General features: G+C 58.4%; 16 protein-coding genes and 1 tRNA gene. 6 read left to right on the top strand and 11 right to left on the bottom strand.

The genetic code is table 11. The features are described from left to right. Positions 1-104: 104 nt before the first annotated feature. Entirely contained in the window at positions 105-1,046 is a 942-nt protein-coding gene (locus MRBLRC7O_RS00665) for a class I SAM-dependent DNA methyltransferase (RefSeq protein WP_003503516.1), read from the bottom strand. A gap of 169 nt (positions 1,047-1,215) precedes the next feature. Here MRBLRC7O_RS00665 and MRBLRC7O_RS00660 point away from each other — a divergent pair, with 169 nt between their 5' ends. Together MRBLRC7O_RS00660 and MRBLRC7O_RS00655 are read left to right on the top strand one after the other, a co-directional pair. Beyond that, the gene (locus tag MRBLRC7O_RS00660; RefSeq protein WP_003493739.1) at positions 1,216-1,482 is read left to right on the top strand and encodes a DUF6460 domain-containing protein; all 267 of its coding nucleotides are present in this window, start codon (positions 1,216-1,218) and stop codon (positions 1,480-1,482) included. Between the two features lies 1 nt (position 1,483). Beyond that, positions 1,484-1,981 carry a CAP domain-containing protein gene (locus MRBLRC7O_RS00655; RefSeq protein ID WP_003503518.1) on the top strand — a complete coding sequence of 166 codons (498 nt, stop codon included), beginning with the start codon at positions 1,484-1,486 and terminating at the stop codon, positions 1,979-1,981. Between the two features lie 173 nt (positions 1,982-2,154). Here the strand turns inward: MRBLRC7O_RS00655 and MRBLRC7O_RS00650 are convergent, their stop codons facing one another. Continuing rightward, on the bottom strand, positions 2,155-3,246 hold the full coding sequence (locus tag MRBLRC7O_RS00650; RefSeq protein ID WP_367727272.1) for a quinone-dependent dihydroorotate dehydrogenase: 1,092 nt from the start codon (positions 3,244-3,246) through the stop codon (positions 2,155-2,157). Next, complete coding sequence (locus tag MRBLRC7O_RS00645; RefSeq protein WP_003503523.1) at positions 3,246-3,599, bottom strand: DUF952 domain-containing protein; 354 nt, start codon at positions 3,597-3,599, stop codon at positions 3,246-3,248. The genes MRBLRC7O_RS00650 and MRBLRC7O_RS00645 overlap by 1 nt, the downstream gene beginning before the upstream one ends. Before the next feature lie 251 nt (positions 3,600-3,850). Between MRBLRC7O_RS00645 and MRBLRC7O_RS00640 the strand changes: the two genes are divergently transcribed. Further along, positions 3,851-4,501: a response regulator gene (locus tag MRBLRC7O_RS00640; RefSeq protein ID WP_003503525.1), complete on the top strand. Its 651-nt coding sequence runs from the start codon at positions 3,851-3,853 to the stop codon at positions 4,499-4,501. 112 nt (positions 4,502-4,613) lie between these two features. Further along, positions 4,614-5,264, top strand: coding sequence for a S24 family peptidase (locus MRBLRC7O_RS00635; protein WP_003503527.1), 651 nt, complete (start codon positions 4,614-4,616; stop codon positions 5,262-5,264). A 68-nt stretch (positions 5,265-5,332) separates the two neighbouring features. On the opposite strand, the gene MRBLRC7O_RS00630 is transcribed toward MRBLRC7O_RS00635, so the two are convergent. Both MRBLRC7O_RS00630 and uppY read right to left on the bottom strand, forming a co-directional pair. Next, entirely contained in the window at positions 5,333-6,085 is a 753-nt protein-coding gene (locus MRBLRC7O_RS00630) for a polysaccharide deacetylase family protein (protein WP_003503529.1), read from the bottom strand. Positions 6,086-6,111: 26 nt separating this feature from the next. Beyond that, on the bottom strand, positions 6,112-7,407 hold the full coding sequence (gene uppY, locus MRBLRC7O_RS00625; RefSeq protein ID WP_080865803.1) for a Wzy-type polysaccharide biosynthesis protein UppY: 1,296 nt from the start codon (positions 7,405-7,407) through the stop codon (positions 6,112-6,114). 286 nt (positions 7,408-7,693) lie between these two features. On the opposite strand from uppY, the gene uppX reads away from it, so the two are divergent. Continuing rightward, positions 7,694-8,986 carry a Wzx-type polysaccharide biosynthesis protein UppX gene (uppX, locus tag MRBLRC7O_RS00620; protein WP_161973993.1) on the top strand — a complete coding sequence of 431 codons (1,293 nt, stop codon included), beginning with the start codon at positions 7,694-7,696 and terminating at the stop codon, positions 8,984-8,986. A gap of 37 nt (positions 8,987-9,023) precedes the next feature. Here the strand turns inward: uppX and MRBLRC7O_RS00615 are convergent, their stop codons facing one another. Beyond that, a complete protein-coding gene (locus MRBLRC7O_RS00615) occupies positions 9,024-9,785 on the bottom strand; it encodes a transporter substrate-binding domain-containing protein (protein WP_080865801.1) in 762 nt (253 codons plus the stop codon). Between the two features lie 170 nt (positions 9,786-9,955). On the opposite strand from MRBLRC7O_RS00615, the gene MRBLRC7O_RS00610 reads away from it, so the two are divergent. Next, complete coding sequence (locus MRBLRC7O_RS00610; protein WP_162690770.1) at positions 9,956-11,887, top strand: glycosyltransferase; 1,932 nt, start codon at positions 9,956-9,958, stop codon at positions 11,885-11,887. 212 nt (positions 11,888-12,099) lie between these two features. Here the strand turns inward: MRBLRC7O_RS00610 and MRBLRC7O_RS00605 are convergent, their stop codons facing one another. The 5 genes from MRBLRC7O_RS00605 to MRBLRC7O_RS00585 all read right to left on the bottom strand — a co-directional run bounded on the left by MRBLRC7O_RS00605 (position 12,100) and on the right by MRBLRC7O_RS00585 (position 15,158). Further along, positions 12,100-12,393: a hypothetical protein gene (locus tag MRBLRC7O_RS00605; protein ID WP_035212595.1), complete on the bottom strand. Its 294-nt coding sequence runs from the start codon at positions 12,391-12,393 to the stop codon at positions 12,100-12,102. 52 nt (positions 12,394-12,445) lie between these two features. Continuing rightward, entirely contained in the window at positions 12,446-13,171 is a 726-nt protein-coding gene (gene aqpZ, locus MRBLRC7O_RS00600; protein WP_080865799.1) for an aquaporin Z, read from the bottom strand. 153 nt (positions 13,172-13,324) lie between these two features. Beyond that, positions 13,325-13,873, bottom strand: coding sequence for an RNA 2'-phosphotransferase (locus tag MRBLRC7O_RS00595; protein WP_111820546.1), 549 nt, complete (start codon positions 13,871-13,873; stop codon positions 13,325-13,327). A gap of 58 nt (positions 13,874-13,931) precedes the next feature. Next, positions 13,932-14,005: transfer RNA gene (locus MRBLRC7O_RS00590), tRNA-Gly, on the bottom strand. 55 nt (positions 14,006-14,060) lie between these two features. Further along, positions 14,061-15,158 carry a 2'-deoxycytidine 5'-triphosphate deaminase gene (locus MRBLRC7O_RS00585; RefSeq protein WP_080866518.1) on the bottom strand — a complete coding sequence of 366 codons (1,098 nt, stop codon included), beginning with the start codon at positions 15,156-15,158 and terminating at the stop codon, positions 14,061-14,063. Between the last annotated feature and the right edge of the window lie 24 nt (positions 15,159-15,182).

The raw sequence follows: 15,182 nt of genomic DNA, 5'->3' as shown, positions 1-15,182 counted from the left end.
TTTTTCCTCTTGTTCAGGTATATTTTGCACTGCAAAAAACAGCCGATCAAGATGGATAAGTAAGCAAGACTGACCTATCGTGAAAAAGGCAAGAAACGGAATGTTCAGGCTTTCGCGCGGGCAAGAAAAAGAATGCCGGAAAGGGGTTTTCCGGCATCCTTGCGAATGGTGGTTTTGCGGATGTCGAGGAGGGAAAAGCCCGTCCGCTCAAGAAGGTCGGTCACATAGCTTTTGGAATGGGCGTAACGAAGGGATTCCCGCAGGATAAAACCGTCCTCATCCCCCGCATCCTCCACTGAGAAGGCAAAAAAGCCTGAAGGCCTGAGCAGGGCGGAAACGAGCGGCATGACGGTTTCGAGGCTACCGAGATACATCATCACATCGGCGGCGGCGACGAGATCGGCGCGGTATTGCGCCAGGGGGGATGTGAAAAGTCCCGAGGCCTCCGCTTCCAGCGAAAGATCGGCCTGACCCAGATAATGGTAAAGCCCCTTTTCCTCCGCCTTGGCCAGCATGTTCTGGGAAATATCGAAACCCTCAAGCCGTTTTGCGAGGGTGCGGATTTCGACACCGAGGAGACCCGTGCCGCAGCCGATATCGACAATGGTATCGAATCCGCCGCCATCCGCCGCCTTGCCTATCAGTTCCGCCAACTTTTGCGGCACGCTGTAGTCAAGCTTCTCCACAAGCGAGGTTTCGAAACGGTCGGCATAATCGTCGAACAGCCCTTCCACATAACGGCTCGGCGGCTGCTCGGGTGTTTCCGCGGCGCCGAGAACCGCGAGCTTCAGTTCGGCTGCAAACAGCCCTTCCGTATCCAGTTCAACGACTTTCTCGTAAGCCGCCACGGCTTTTGCCGTCTCCCCCGCTTTTTCATGATATTCCCCGAAGCGAAACCAACCCGCCGTCCACCGTGGCGCAAGTTCAAGCGCCTGTTCCATGAGTTCGGCGGCGGCGGGATAGTCACCGCCCTCCGCCAACATGCGGGCATAGTCCGCCCGGCGGTCGGCAATGACGTCACCGGAAGAAAACTGGTTTGGGGCCATCAATTATTTCCTGAGAAGATGCCGGCTGTCATTTATCAAGCCACAAAAAAACTCAAGTCCTATTTCATGGCCCCTGCGTGGAATTGACGGATATGGCGCGATATAGTGCGCGAAAACTTGCATCGAAGCGGTGCGCCCCATATGTCAGGATAAAACAGGAGACTTGCTGATGGCCGGTGAGGTCAACAAAATGCTGGGTGATACGGTGGCCCGCACCGTGGTGAAACTGCTCGTCGTTTCATTGCTCGTCGGCTTTCTGATGGCGATCTTCGGATTGACGCCGTGGAACATCATCTACGGCGCGCGTGATTTCGTGGTCGATCTGTGGCGCAGCGGTTTCCATGCGCTCGGCGCAATCGGCGACTATCTGATCCTTGGCGCAACGATCGTCATTCCCGTTTTCATCATCCTGCGCCTCCTGAGCTATCGCCGCTGACATGACCGATTCCACGTTTCAAACGCTTTCACGGCGCGGCTTCGTGCTGCTTTCCGCTGGTTCCGTTCTTTCCGCCTGCGTTTCCATGCCCACCAACAAGGGCATGCCATCGGGCACCCGCGACGAAACGGCGGCGGCGCTTCCCATGGTCAACGATCTGCGCCGCACGAAGGGGCTTTCCCCGCTTTCCATCAATGGTCCAGCAAGCGGTGCTGCCGCCTATCAGGCCGGCCGCATGGTCAAGGCGCAGAAGATGGCGCATCTGATCGGCCTGACCGACAGTTTCCTTATCCGCATGAAGGACGGCAATGTCCCGCTTCCGGCGGCGGAAAACGTGGCTGCAGGGCAAGACAGCGTCGAGCGGGTGGTGAAGGCCTGGATCGGCTCCAAACACCATCTGGAAAACATGCTCGGGCCCTATAATGGTCTCGGCGTCGCGGTGGCCTATGACGCCGCCAGCCGCAACCGACCCTATTGGGCCATGGTGCTCTGCGCCTGAGAATGGGCGGAGACTAGGGTACCCCCGCGCCCTCATGCCTGCGCTCGTCACAGGAATCCAGTCGAAGCGCGTCTGCGCGGCGGAGAGACTTCTTTCAGCCCAAGGACTTGGGCTGGCTGGATTCCTGTGACAAGCACAGGGATGAGGGTAGAGAAACCCCACCCAGGTCGTACTCAACCGAGCTTACGGTCGGCCCAGCGATCCACCGCTCTGTCGCGCAGTTCACGGATCGACTCCACGCCCTCGCGGGCGACCAGCTTCGACAGTCCCTTGACGATGGCCGATGGCAGGCCGGGACCTTCATAGATCATGCAGGAATAAAGCTGCACGAGATCGGCCCCTGCCCTCACCTTTTCCAGCGCCGTTTCCGCGGAGGAAATACCGCCAACGCCGATAATCGGCAGATTGGCGCCGACGCGACGGCGCATCTTGGCGAGAACGGTGGTGGAAAGCTCGAATAGCGGCTTGCCGGACAGGCCGCCGGCCTCGCCCTTATGCGGACCGGGGCGCAGGCCTTCGCGGGAGAGCGTGGTGTTGGAGACAATCAGTCCGTCGAGATCATGGGCCAGCGCCTCTTCGGCAACATCATCCAGCCCCTCTTCGGTCAGATCGGGCGCGATCTTGAGGAAGACCGGGATGCGTTTGCCGAAACGTTCGGCTTCCGCCTTGCGGCGTTCCAGCACCGCCGTGAGAAGGGCGGCAAGGCTTTCGCGCGCCTGCAGGTCGCGCAGACCGGGCGTATTGGGCGAGGAAATATTGACGGTGAAATAGGACGCAACCGAATAAAACGCCTCGATGCCCTGCACATAATCGGCGATGCGGTCTTCGCTATCCTTGTTGGCGCCGATATTGACGCCGACGATGCCACGCAGACGCGCCTGCTTCAGACGCTCCAGCGCAGCGGCATGACCTTCATTGTTGAAGCCGAGGCGGTTGATGACACCTTCATCTTCGACCAGGCGGAAGATGCGCGGCTTGGGATTGCCGGATTGCGCCTTCGGCGTGACGGTGCCAATTTCGGTGAAGCCGAAACCCAGCCGGAGAAGCGGCCCCGGCACTTCCGCATTCTTGTCGTAACCCGCCGCCATGCCGAGCGGATTGGGGAACACGAGACCCGCCACGGTCTGCTGCAGACGCGGATCGTGCGGCACCATGCAGGTGGGCAGAAAGCCGCTTTTCAGCGCCGCGATGGACAGGCTATGCGCCTTTTCCGGATCGACCAGAAACAGGCCCTTGCGGCCGACAGAGGAAAATAATCCGCTCATCACAAAATCTCCGGAAACTGGTGCTGGCCGTCGTGGCCGAGTGAAAGCGGCGTTTCCCAAAGCACGGCGGTCAAGGGAAGAGACGCGTAGAGATGCGGGAAAAGATCGCCGCCTCTGGAGGGTTCATAGACCAGCTTGTCGCCAAGGGCCGCGCCATCGACTGCAATCAGAAACAGATCGACCTGGCCGGAAAAATGCCGTGCGGCGGTCTCGGCCACCTGTTTTGCCGTTGAAAAATGAATGAAACCATCGGTCAGATCGATGGCTGCGCCTTCGAAGACGCCCTTCGCCCTGGCCGCACTCCACAACGTCTCCGGCACGATTTTATAGATGATCGCGGGCGTTTCCTGCATGGGGCTCTCCAAGGCTTTCCAGCACTTTCCTGTCCGGGCGATTTGCCGCAAAGCATGGCAATTGTCCACAGTTTCCACGGCATTTTTATTACGGAAGCCCTGAAAGACCGCCTGTCCACAAGCTTTTCCTTGTAATGCGGGAGCGATTGGCGCAACCTTTGGCAAAGGAGCCGGAAGCGTTCGACCGCCGGCAAATGGAGTGCGCCAGTACCCAAAAAAGAACCGCATAACGCCCTTGGGAGGGGGCCAGAATGTCGGAACTTGTCATTATCATAGCAGATGACCACCCGCTTTTTCGCGGCGCCCTGAAACAGGCCGTATCCGGCCTCGACGGGCAGCAGACCATTGTTGAAGCCGGAGATTTCGAGGCTGCCCGAAGTGCAGCCGCAGCGCGCAACGACGCCGATCTCATGCTGCTCGACCTCGCCATGCCGGGGGTCAGCGGATTTTCAGGCCTGATGGCGCTGAGAGCGGAATTTTCCAGCCTGCCGATCGTCATCGTTTCAGCAACGGACGATGCGACCACCGTTCGCCGATCCATCGAACTCGGCGCTTCCGGTTTCATTTCCAAGTCCTCTGGTATCGATGATATCAGAGACGGCATCCGCGCGGTTCTGGAAGGTGACCTCTGGATACCGTCAGGTCATCAGGGCGATAAGGAACAGGATCCTGACGTGGCCGATCTCATCGGCCGGCTCAGAACACTGACGCCGCAGCAAAGCCGGGTTCTGGGCATGCTGGCCGAAGGGTTGCTGAACAAGCAGATCGCCTATGAGCTCAATGTTTCCGAAGCCACCATCAAGGCGCATGTCTCCGCGATCCTGCTGAAGCTCAAGGTCGACAGCCGCACGCAGGCGGTGATCCAGTTGGCCAAGATAAATACGTCGGCCATGGTGGCGTAGAGCAAGGATTTTATTCCTTTCCTTGCTTTACTCCTGACCGGATATGGTCTAGATTCCGGTCAATATACGACAGGAGCTTTCCGCTATCGGCTCCACTTGCGGGCTTTCTATCATGCTTTCACACGAGACGATCTGGAGCGCCATCGATACGCTTGCTAAACGCCATCAGCTGACGCCTTCGGCATTGGCGAAGCGCGCCGGTCTCGATCCCACCTCGTTCAACAAATCGAAACGTTTCGGGCCGGATGGCCGCAAACGCTGGCCTTCGACGGAATCCGTCTCCAAGGTGCTGGAAGCGACGGGGGCAAGCGTCGACCAGTTTTTCGGTTATGCTTTCGGCAGGGCGCAGACGATGCAGCCTTCGGGCGCGGACAACGCCATTCCCCTGCTCGGTTTCGCCCAGGCAGGCTCCGGCGGCTTTTTCGATGATGGCGGTTTTCCGGCCGGTCAGGGCTGGGATGTGGTAGAATTCCCCTCCTCTCCCGAGCGCAAACAGGGCGTCTATGCGCTGGAAGTACAGGGCGAGAGCATGATGCCGCTTTACCGTGACGGCGACATCCTCATCGTGGAGCCGGGCGCACAGGTGCGGCGCGGTGACCGCGTGGTGCTGAAAAGCCGCGACGGCGAAGTGATGGCCAAGGTGCTGGCGCGGCAAAGCCCCAAGAACATCGAGCTTCTTTCGCTCAACCCGGAACATCCCAACCGCAGCTTCGACATGGCCGATGTGGAGTGGATTGCCCGCATCATCTGGGCCAGCCAGTAGCCCGCAATTGCGGACACGGGCCTGCCGTTTCAGCCGTTGCAGCTCGGGAAACGCGCCGAGAATTTCCTCTACAGGCCGAGCGCCGTCGCCGCGGCATCGACCGTCATGATCTTCGCACCACCGGATACCGCCCTGCGGACGAGGCTCTGAAATCTGTCTTCAGGACAACCGTAAAAGCTTGGTGTGCGCGAAACATCATGGGTGAAGATGATGAGCCAGCCGCCTTTTTGCAAAACATCTTCCAGCCAGTGGTCGGCGGCGTCGAGGTAGTTCTGATCCGCACGCAACTCGACTGCGGCAAGATTATACGGGTCGACGCTGCCCCTGTTGATGCCAGGCATGATGCCGCGCGCAGTCCTGAACCGGCGCCGCAGCAGCGGCTGCATGACCGGTGAGGCCATGCCGAAGGGAACGGAGAAATTACGCCCGTGGCGGCCTCCATCGAATGATCCGAGCACGGTGTCATTACGATCGAGGTCCGCCTCGAGCCCCCGTCGTGAAAAGCTCGAAAGTTTGCGATGGGAAAAAGTGTGGCAGGCAAGTTCATGGCCGGCCGCTGCCAGTTCCGAACAGCCTTTTGTGGAAATCATCTGCTGCTGTTCATCGTATTTGTCGATGAACACGCCGGCGATATAAAACGTCCCGCAGACGCCCTCGTTTTCCAGAATGCGCGCACCCGCCGTCCAGGCGCTTGCCGGCACATCGTCGAATGTGAAGGACACGATCGGTTCGGATGTTTCGATCCGTGCCGCCGGTCCCGGAAAATAGCGCACCAGCCGGTTATTGATCCGGTCTGCAAAAGTCCCGATTTTTTGCGTCATACAAAGCCCCCCGGCCTGTCTGCAAATTACTGCCCCTGTTCAAGTATGTCGTAAGCCTGATGCCTCAAACAATAGATTGCGATCAGCAGAGAAGACCAGATAGGCCCGGTTCCGGTAAAGAAATTACTCTCAAGACACGAAGAAAGTAACGCATACACCCAAATTCGCGCAAAAAGTCGGGTCAGGCCCGGATCCGTACCCTTGTCCACCGCAGTGCGGAAATCGTTCGCGGGGATGATGACCAGCCAGATGACGGTGAGAATGAAGGCCGGCAAGCCGCCATTCAGCAGGCTTTCGATATAGCCATTATGGGCATGGAAGGCTGTAACGGCCCAGGTGCCAGCTATATCGGCCTGCGACAGGAGCCGGTCGCTCGCCCAGAATGCCTGGAACCCCTGCCCGAAGATCGGCGATTGCGCAAAAGTGTCGAAGGACAGCCGCCATATGTCCGTGCGGCCGGTGAAGGTGGAATCGATGCCCAGGCTTTCGACAAAATTCTGTATGCTCGGGAAATAAGTGGAGCCAACCGCGGATATGTTGATGAAGGCGAGAAGACCGCCGATCATCAACAGCGTGCGGTGGGCATGCCTTTCCATGACCCAGATCAGCGCCAAGGTGACCGGCAAAAGCATGGCCGCGGTTTTTCCATTGGTCTTCCACAGGAAGAAACCGGCCAGCAGCGTGATGGCGATGCCGCCCAGCGTCGACCAGGCGTTGCGCAGGTAAAGCCCGATCATGAAAAGAATGATCATGGCCGGAGCGGCGGCGTTCTTGTGGTTGAAAATGCCGCGCCAGTCTCCCGCGAGCGCTTTCTCATCGAGATCATAGGGCTGATGGATCGAGCGCGAACTGAGGAAGATCACCCCCAGATAACACAACACCAGGAGAATGATGGCGAAGATGGCCATCATCCGGTCGAACTGCCGCCGGTCGCGCGGCATGACGACGAGAACGCTGGTGATGAAGCACAGGAGCGCCGTGAAGACCAGACGTTGCAGCGACGTGCCGGGCTGGGTTCCAACCACGGAGCATATCGCCAGCCAGAAGAACAGCAGCAGAATGGGCAGTCGCGGCCGCAGCAGAAGCCCCGTCAGGCGGTGGCGCAGCGCAAAAACGCCGAGGATCAATGTGATCACGAGGCCGGTCAGCTGGTTTGCGGCGGCGTGCGGCACCGGCGGCGCTGCCAGATTTTCGAAAGGGGCGACGGAAATCCAGATATAGAGCATGGTGGCGACGAAAAAAATCGCGTCGCGCCGGCCGCCGGCAAGTGATATGGCGCTGCCCTGTGCAGAAATGGGCTGCGTATCAGCCAAACGCGGCATGGTCGCCTGCACCTGATATGGATGATCGGATCATTGGCCTGCCTCGTGACGAACAACGAAACCCTTCTGAAACAGGGCCATGTCCAAATAACCATAAACAGTCATTATCATCATTATTATGCAATTGCTTTAACCCTCTCTTACCTCAAGAGGGATAAGACAGGATAAACTGCCATTCATTCGGGTCGCGGACCTTCACATTATTGGCCGGTTGCGGCTTTTTCAGTTCGCCAGATTTTAAAAACAGCGCAGTCATTTTTGAATTCCCCCGGCAATGCCGGAAAACATGGAGAATGAGGTGTCGTTCAATACGCCGCGGCTCGGCCATCTAGTCAGACTGGGATTGACCTACATGGCGTCAGGCGGAGCGCTCCTCATGTCCAGCGCCGCCCAGCTTTTGACCTTCGCGCTGCTTGCCCGCCATCTCGGTGTCGAACAATTCGCGCTTTACGCATCCATCACGGCCGTCACCAATCTCGGTGTCCAGATTTGCGGTATCGGTTCGCAGGAATCACTGATCCGCCGCGTCGCGCAGGATCGCAGCATGTTTCCCGTCATGCTCGGCCACAGCTATCTCCTGAGCGCCGCGACAGGCGTGGTGCTGACAATCATCGGCATGGTGACGATCCCGGTATTTTTCCCGACCTCGGAAACCCTGCTGCACACGCTGATCACCACCTTCCTGATCCTGTTCACCAACCTCGTCCTCCTGAAAGTCATCTCGCTTTCCACGCAGAGCTTCATCGCCCATTCCGACTTCGCCTCCGCCAACAAGCTGGAAGTGATGTTTGCCGTCGCCCGCACCATTGCCGCAGTGGTCGCCTGCCTCATCTTCAAGGTGGAAACCGTGGAGGCCTGGGCACTGTGGAACCTCGCAGCCCACACGATTGCAGCCATGATTTCGGTGAAGGCGATCGCAAGACTCGGCCGCCCGGTGTTCCGCATCGTGCGTGAGGAAATCCGCATCGGCATCCTGTTCTCCACCCAGTTCCTGTTCAAGGCCGTGCGCGGCAATGCCGATATTCTCGTTCTCGGCGCCATTGCCAGCGCCGAGGTGCTGGGCAGTTATTCCATCGCCCGGCGCATTCTCGACAGTTCCTATCTCTCCGTCGAGGCCCTCAACCGGCTGATCTATCCGGGTTCGGCCTCCGCCGCCCTGCAGGGCATCAGCAAGACCATAGAACGCGCCTATAATGTGCTGAAGGCTGCACTTTTCATCGCAACCGGCAGTGCGCTCGTCATTTTCATCATCGCACCCTTCCTGCCGCTTTTGTTCGGCGATGAATATGTCTCGCTGCCCGTCATCACCCGCGTGCTTTGCTGGGCGGTTCTGCCCATGGCCGTTGCCGCCACCGCGCTTGAGGCGCTGGGCGCATCCGGACGGCAGGATATTCGCGCGAAGATCTGGAACAGCGGCAATCTCATCGGCTCCGTCGTCGTCGCCTTCTTCACCTGGTCCTTCAGCATTTCGGGAACGATCGGCAGCTATTTCATGGTGGAAACCGCGATCGCCGCCGCCGTGTGGATCGCGCTGCTGCGCCTGCGCCGAAACGAAGAGGTTTTCGCGCCGGCCAAATAAGAGCTGGCTTCAGAACCAACCTGGTGGCCGGCTCTCTCTAATAGAGCCCGTAAGGGAAATAACGCCGGTATATTTCTTCCAGCCGGCCGTTGCGGGAAAGGGCCGCCAGCGCCTGATCGAAAGCCGGAACAAGCACGTTGTCGGGATCGACTGTCATGATGGACAGGCCTTCGCCGAGAAACCTGTCGGACATATAGGGACCACCGAAGAGCGCGCAGCAACCTTCGGACGCGCTTCCCGAAACCCAGAAAGGCAGGCGCAGACCGTCGGCGAAGATGGCGTCCACCTTGCCTTTCTTCAACGCGTCATACATGGGTTCATAGCCCTCGAAACCCTCGGCCGCGGCCTTTGGAAAGAAAGCTTTCAGCATCTGTTCGTGCCGAGAACCGGCAACCACACCCACCTTCTTTCCAGAAAGCGCATCAGCGCCGGAGCCGGTGAATTTCGCCGCCTTGTTCACCGCAAGACGGGCAGGCATCAACAGATAGGGCCGCGAGAAAGTGAAACTCTTGCGCAGATCGGCAGTGGTGGCGAGGCCGGAAATGACCGCTTCGCCCTCCCCCATTTCAAGCGCCGCCTCCAGCTCGTCAAACGGCAGCGCCTGCACCTGGCATTTGCTTTCGACCTTCAACTGGGCGCAGATTTCACGCACCAGATCGACATGGAAACCTGCAAGCCGGCCTTCCTGATCGGTAAAATTGAACGGCGGAAAATCGACCGCCATCAGAAATCTGATGCGGGGAACGGAAGAAAGGTCGCCGCCCGGAAATCGCTCCTGCGCATCGAACAACACCGGCATCCGGTTTCCGTCCGACAATCCCTCCGCACGAACTTCACCAATAAAACCAGTCAATTGTAAAGCGAGAGCTAAAGTAAAACCGATACCTATATTCCGCGTTACATTCGTCATTCTCATCTATACTATCCGTGACAGAAAGTGGGGCGGCACCATGACGGCGGCGGCGATGCATGGATTATTTTAGGCAATATACACGAGATTCGTTTTGTACGACGCCGGCGACACGAAAAATTGCATTTTCCCGTACCAGCGATGATCCGCTTTGGGCCGCTTCCGAACAGGACCAGGCCGAACAAGCCCGCTTTCTCTCTTCGCTGGGATTTGGCAAGCCCTATATCGAGGCATTCGAACAGCTGGCGCTGGAAAATGGCTCGACTGTAGAAGACGAATTGCTGGCAAGCAGTCTCGTAACGGCGGATGCCTATTTCAGCGCTTTCGCCAGATTGCTGCGGTTGCCGTTTCTTCCGGAAATAAGCCCGGGCCGGGTGGTGGACCTGAACCGACTGGACACTCAACTTGCCGAACCAAGGTTGCTGCGGCTGACACCGCTGCACGGCACGCCGACGCTGCTGATCGTGCCGGAACTGGCGCGGATGGCGTCTCTGAAAAACATGCTGGATCAGCGCCCGCGTCTTCTCGACGAATTTGCCGTAACCACACCGCAAGCCATGCGCAACGCAATCTGGAAAGCGGGCGAGGCCCGCCGCCTGGCGGAAACCCAGCAGCGGCTTTTCAATACGGCGCCACACCATTCCGCCAGGATCACGCTGCACGGCCAGCAGGGTTTCTGCAGTGGCGTTCTCGTTACCCTGCTCATTCTATCGCTGCTGTTTTATACGGAAGCGGCATTTGCCTATCTGCATGTTACCCTGACGCTTCTTTACCTCTTTACCCTGCTTTTCAGGCTGTTCGCCCTCGTCCATGCACCCACGGAAAACGGTGCTGTCTCGCTTCCTCGGCAGGAAAACGAACTGCCTGTCTATACCGTTCTGGTGACGCTTTATCGAGAAGAGGCCGTCGTCGGGCAGCTCATCGGCGCATTGGAACGTCTGGACTGGCCCAGATCCCGACTGGACATCAAGCTTGTCTGCGAGGCTGACGACGACGCAACGATCGAGGCGATCCGGCGGATAAACCCCGGCCCACATATAGAGGTTGTCAGGGTGCCGCCTTCCCTGCCGCGCACCAAACCCAAAGCCCTCACCTATGCGCTTTCCGGCGCGCGCGGCGCATTCGTTGTGGTCTATGATGCCGAGGACCGGCCCCATCCGCAGCAATTGCGTGAAGCCTATACCGCCTTCCGCAATGAGCCAGACGAGGTGGCCTGCCTGCAGGCGCCGCTTATCATCAGCAATGCCTCTTCCTCCTGGCTCAGCGCCTGTTTCGCCTTGGAGTATTCCGGCCTCTTCCGCTGCATGTTACCTGCGCTTGCCACACACGGCTTGCCGCTGCCGCTTGGCGGCACCTCCAATCATTTCCGGACCGCCGTGCTGCGGCGGGCCGGCGCCTGGGATCCCTATAATGTAACTGAGGACGCCGATCTCGGACTCAGGCTGCATCGGCTCGGTTATCGTTGCGGCGTCATCCGACGACAGACGCTGGAGGACGCGCCGACCTCGCTACCCGTGTGGCTGAACCAGCGAACACGCTGGTACAAGGGTTGGCTGCAAAGCTGGCTGGTGATGACCCGTGCGCCTTTTGCGACCGCGCGCGACATGGGATGGTTTGCCTATATGGTTTTTCAGCTGCTGATCGGTGGCATGCTTCTGTCGTCGCTTGCCCATCCCCTGCTCTTCGTTTCCCTGGCATTCATGACTATCGCCATCCGGGAAAACGGTGCTGATCTGCTACTCACCTGGCAAGGTCTGCTGTTTTTTATCGATGTGCTGAATATCGCCGGGAGCTACACGATCTTCGTGCTGATGGGCCGAAGCAGAATGATCGCCTATGAAAGACGACATGTCGGAAGGCGATGGCTGGCGATGCCCGCATATTGGCTGATATTATCAGTCGCGGCCTGGCGGGCCGTGGTGGAGCTCAAAACCAAACCCTTCACATGGAACAAGACACCACACGCGCCGGTCGTCAAAAAAACCGACTGACCCGGCATTTTCGAAAACAGTCAAAATAGTTTTGGTGCTTCTTTCGGCCAACCGCGGCGACGCTTCATGGTTTCAGCGACATGCTGTTATCCGCAAAGCCGCTTCAGGCCTTGCATTACCGGTGTCATCAATAATAGAAGCTAATGCCTTGCCGAACGAAGCTCCTCCTTCGGCAAGGTCCGTCATTTCATCCTGAAGGCGACCGAACCGCTCTACTTGGCAACGAGCTTGTTCTTGATCAGGCCGACGATGATCTGCACGATCAGACCACCGACACCGCCGCCAACGAGCTGACCGGCAAGAGCGCCGATATCCACGCCGCCAGCTGCTGCACCTCCGGCCGCGCCAAGCAGCGATCCGAGCACGGTTCCGCCGCCGAGGCCGCCAATGGCGCCGGCAATCAGGTTGCCGAGCGAACCAAGATCGGAGTCCTTCACTATCTTTCCACCGGCCGTGCCGCCTACCGCACCGCCAACGATTTGGGCCAATATCGAAGCAAGATCCATGTCATCCTCCTCAGTCGTTTCCTCGACCATTCGAGGAAACAAAGCCTCTTATTCATGTCTGCGCAGGTTGAACCGAACCGGTGTGGCCGGCCTTCTCTTCCTCGCCGAAAATTTTCCAGATCACGGCCCCGATGGCGCCGCCAAGGATCGGAGCGAGCCAGAACAGCCAGAGCTGCTGCAGCGCCCATCCGCCGACGAACAGCGCCTGTCCTGTCGAGCGGGCCGGATTGACGGATGTGTTGGTGACCGGAATGGAAATCAGATGAATAAGGGTAAGGGCAAGACCGATGGCGATCGGCGCGAAGCCGGCCGGAACCCTGCCATGCGTCGACCCCAGAATGACGATAAGGAAAAATGCCGTCAGAATGACTTCGATCAGCAGCGCCGATACGACAGAATATCCGCCCGGCGAATGTTCGCCATAACCATTGGCGGCAAAACCGCCAATGTCAGCCCCTGCCTTGCCGGTGAGGATGACATAAAGCGCCGCAGCCGCGACGATCGCCCCCAGAACCTGCGCCACGATATAAGGCACGAGGCTTGCCGCCGGGAATTTACCGGCAACCGTGAGGCCAACTGAAACAGCCGGATTGAAGTGACCGCCTGAAATGCCGCCAACCGCGTAGGCCATGGTCAGAACGGTCAGACCAAAAGCGAAAGCGACACCAAGGAAGCCGATGCCGAGTTCGGGAAAGGCGGCGGCAAAAACCGCGCTGCCGCATCCTCCGAACACGAGCCAAAAGGTTCCCAGAAATTCCGAAAGAAGTTTGCGACTCATAACACTTTCCCTATGTTACGACTGCATCAACTATTACGTGCAATTTAATCGTAGTCAAGCTAAATTGTGTACTACTCCCAAAAGCCGGCTCCACGACGATCCGGCCAAGACCGTATCCCACCATTTCAGGCTGTTCCGCGGAAAATAGTGGCTTCAGCCCACCTCTTCCGGCAGCCCCGGAAGAGAGCCCGGCTCTATCTCATTCCTGAGCCAGACACCATTTTTGGCCTGAAAGAAACGATGGCCTCCCTGATGCAGCGCCAGGGCGGAGATCGTCAGAATAACAGGTTTTCCGTGCCTTTCTCCAACTCTTCTCGCTGTTTCTTTATCAGCGGAGAGATGGACATATTGCCGGTTCTGCGGGAGCAATCCCTTTTCCCTGATGCTGCCGAGAAAACGGGTGGCTGTGCCGTGATAGAGCAAAACGGGTAGCTTTACAGGCTCGAGACCGAGATCCACCACCACCGAATGGCCCTGATTGGCCCGGATGAATTGCCCATCGGCAGAAATGGCGAACCGCTTCTTGTCGCTGGTATCGACAATCTCAAGCAGCAACTCATGCGTAAGGGGAATATCGGCTCTTGCTATCAACTCGTCGATATTGGCCCACCCTTCCGCGTCGAGTTCGATACTGATCGCATCCGGTTTGTGACGAAGGACATAGCTTAGAAATTTACTGATCTCGCTGAGGGACTGCGCCATCGGGATGCTGCTTTCTCTTATGACCTTTAATATTCCGGCACATGGATCGCGGCATCGCTGGAGCGGGTGAAGGGAATCGAACCCTCGTATTCAGCTTGGGAAGCTGCTGCTCTACCATTGAGCTACACCCGCGCGCGCATAAGACATCGGATAGTTCGCAGCGGGTGTCAAGCACCCGCCGGTTTCGTTATTCGGTGCGAAAATGCTTGGAAAGCTTCAGCCCCTGGGCCTGATAGTTGGAGCCGAGGCCGCTGCCATAGAGGCCTTCCGGTTTCTGCAGCATGTGCTCGTAAACAAGCCGGCCAACGATCTGCCCGTGTTCCAGAATGAAGGGCACCTCGTGGCTGCGCACTTCGAGCACGGCGCGGCTGCCGGTGCCGCCCGCCTGCGCATGGCCGAAGCCCGGATCGAAGAAGCCGGCGTAATGCACACGGAACTCGCCCACCAACGGGTCGAAGGGCGTCATTTCAGCCGCGTAAAGCGGCGGAACGTGGACAGCTTCGCGTGAGACGAGAATATAGAATTCATCCGGGTCGAGGATCAATTCGGCGCGGCCGCGTGCGTAGAGCGGTTCCCAGAAATCGAGAACGTCGTGCTGGGCCTTCTTGTCGACATCCACCACCGCCGTGTGATGTTTGCCGCGATAACCGATCAGCCCGTTTTCACCGAAACCCTTGAGGTCGATCGAAAGCGCGATGCCGCCGCCGGTCACGTTGGGCGTGTCGCTTGCGACCAGCATTTCCGTCTCGTGCAGCTTCAGCAGTTCACTTTCATTGAGCAGCGAATGGCCAATGCGGAAGCGGATCTGCGACAGGCGTGAGCCGCGGCGCACCACGATGGGGAATGTGCGCGGGCTGATTTCCAGATAGAGCGGGCCGACATAACCGGCCGGTATCTTGTCGAATTCCTGCGCATTATCGGTCATCACGCGGGTGAAGATATCGAGACGGCCGGTCGAGCTTTTCGGATTGGCCGAGGCAGACATGTCCGCCGGCAGCGCAAGGCTTTCCATCAAGGGAACGATATAAACGCAACCGGTTTCTAGCACCGCGCCCTGGGTGAGGTCGATCTCGTGCAGGCTGAGACGATTGAGCTTGTCGAGGACGTGGGTTCCGGGGCCGGGCATAAAGCTGGCGCGCACGCGATAGGCCTTCGAGCCGAGCCTGAGATCAAGGCTGGCAGGCTGCACCTGATCAGCATCGAGATCGGCCTCGCTCTTCAGCTTGCCGCCTGCAAACAGCGCCTTGATCGCGCCATCCGCCAAAATGCCCGTGGTTCTCGTCATGGTCATCATTCCTTTTTACGGCGA

Source organism: Agrobacterium radiobacter (assembly GCF_040801995.1).
In the GTDB taxonomy this organism is placed as follows: Bacteria; Pseudomonadota; Alphaproteobacteria; order Rhizobiales; family Rhizobiaceae; genus Agrobacterium; species Agrobacterium radiobacter.
This window is presented reverse-complemented; position numbering and strand designations above follow the sequence as displayed.

Bases quoted from the DNA above. Each gene is read 5' to 3' on its own strand.
- MRBLRC7O_RS00665 (WP_003503516.1), bottom strand. From the start codon at position 1,046: ATGGCCCCAAACCAGTTTTCTTCCGGTGACGTCATTGCCGACCGCCGG.
- MRBLRC7O_RS00660 (WP_003493739.1), top strand. From the start codon at position 1,216: ATGGCCGGTGAGGTCAACAAAATGCTGGGTGATACGGTGGCCCGCACC.
- MRBLRC7O_RS00655 (WP_003503518.1), top strand. From the start codon at position 1,484: ATGACCGATTCCACGTTTCAAACGCTTTCACGGCGCGGCTTCGTGCTG.
- MRBLRC7O_RS00650 (WP_367727272.1), bottom strand. From the start codon at position 3,246: ATGAGCGGATTATTTTCCTCTGTCGGCCGCAAGGGCCTGTTTCTGGTC.
- MRBLRC7O_RS00645 (WP_003503523.1), bottom strand. From the start codon at position 3,599: ATGCAGGAAACGCCCGCGATCATCTATAAAATCGTGCCGGAGACGTTG.
- MRBLRC7O_RS00640 (WP_003503525.1), top strand. From the start codon at position 3,851: ATGTCGGAACTTGTCATTATCATAGCAGATGACCACCCGCTTTTTCGC.
- MRBLRC7O_RS00635 (WP_003503527.1), top strand. From the start codon at position 4,614: ATGCTTTCACACGAGACGATCTGGAGCGCCATCGATACGCTTGCTAAA.
- MRBLRC7O_RS00630 (WP_003503529.1), bottom strand. From the start codon at position 6,085: ATGACGCAAAAAATCGGGACTTTTGCAGACCGGATCAATAACCGGCTG.
- uppY (WP_080865803.1), bottom strand. From the start codon at position 7,407: ATGCCGCGTTTGGCTGATACGCAGCCCATTTCTGCACAGGGCAGCGCC.
- uppX (WP_161973993.1), top strand. From the start codon at position 7,694: ATGGAGAATGAGGTGTCGTTCAATACGCCGCGGCTCGGCCATCTAGTC.
- MRBLRC7O_RS00615 (WP_080865801.1), bottom strand. From the start codon at position 9,785: ATGCCGGTGTTGTTCGATGCGCAGGAGCGATTTCCGGGCGGCGACCTT.
- MRBLRC7O_RS00610 (WP_162690770.1), top strand. From the start codon at position 9,956: ATGGATTATTTTAGGCAATATACACGAGATTCGTTTTGTACGACGCCG.
- MRBLRC7O_RS00605 (WP_035212595.1), bottom strand. From the start codon at position 12,393: ATGGATCTTGCTTCGATATTGGCCCAAATCGTTGGCGGTGCGGTAGGC.
- aqpZ (WP_080865799.1), bottom strand. From the start codon at position 13,171: ATGAGTCGCAAACTTCTTTCGGAATTTCTGGGAACCTTTTGGCTCGTG.
- MRBLRC7O_RS00595 (WP_111820546.1), bottom strand. From the start codon at position 13,873: ATGGCGCAGTCCCTCAGCGAGATCAGTAAATTTCTAAGCTATGTCCTT.
- MRBLRC7O_RS00585 (WP_080866518.1), bottom strand. From the start codon at position 15,158: ATGACGAGAACCACGGGCATTTTGGCGGATGGCGCGATCAAGGCGCTG.